Source organism: Bartonella sp. AA86SXKL, from assembly GCF_042196885.1.
The window spans coordinates 340-634 of record NZ_JBHIRE010000446.1; the positions used below are offsets into that span (position 1 = coordinate 340).

A 295-nucleotide genomic window follows, 5' to 3' on the forward strand; every position below is an offset into this window, starting at 1 on the left:
GTTAAAACAATCGCGACGGTTTCATCGCTCAATGTGTGCAAGTTTTGGTTCATTGCAAAATTACCGCAGAATTTTTATAAAAGTTTCTCGAAAGAGCCCGATTGACAATCTGTTTTTTGTTTTCGATCACTTTCAATTTATAAACATTGGAAAAATCTAAATCGCGAGCCACAAAAACATTGACCATTTCCCCTTGGTTCTTGGACAGGGTAGGGGGAATATTGGCGTAATTTTCTACGGCAATATTTGCAATGTTTTGTCCTGAAGAAATTGTTTCAGAATTGTTCTTATCTTG

At 36.3% G+C, this 295-nt stretch carries 1 pseudogene; it reads right to left on the reverse strand.

The features are described from left to right. Nucleotides 1-49: 49 nt before the first annotated feature. Nucleotides 50-295 (reverse strand): annotated as a pseudogene (locus ACFIO5_RS12555) (type IV secretion system protein VirB10); the annotation flags it as partial.